The organism is uncultured Microscilla sp. (genome assembly GCF_947493425.1).
Taxonomy (GTDB): domain Bacteria; phylum Bacteroidota; class Bacteroidia; order Cytophagales; family Microscillaceae; genus Microscilla.
The window spans coordinates 1-346 of record NZ_CANLRP010000556.1; the positions used below are offsets into that span (position 1 = coordinate 1).

Annotated in this window: 1 protein-coding gene; it reads left to right on the forward strand. The window is 45.1% G+C overall.

The genetic code is table 11. The annotated features are described in order from the left end of the window. Nucleotides 1-198, forward strand: a 198-nt coding sequence (locus tag Q0954_RS34645; RefSeq protein ID WP_299466850.1) for a T9SS type A sorting domain-containing protein, incomplete at its 5' end; no start/stop codon positions are given. Between the last annotated feature and the right edge of the window lie 148 nt (nucleotides 199-346).

Sequence of the window (346 nt, forward strand, 5' to 3'; positions counted from 1 at the left end):
ACGCCTTCGCCCGATATTCGTTGGCAGGTCACTAGCCTGAGTGGGCAGGTAGTAGCCAGAGGGCATTGGGCAAGTCGCACCCGTGAGCATCAAATCTACTTGCAGGATTTTTCGACTGGGATATATATAATAAGAGTGTATGATGTGACAAGCCCTGAACGGAACAGCTTTGAGGTGAAGGTGAAGAAGGTAAAATGAATTACGAATTGGTCAATTACGAATTACGAATTAGCTTACGCAGCACTTATCATAATTCGCCAAGGCAGAGATCGGTTCGTAATTAGCTTACGCAGAGCTCCCTACGGTCGGTTCGTAATTCTCACATTCGTAATTGTAGTTAGTATGT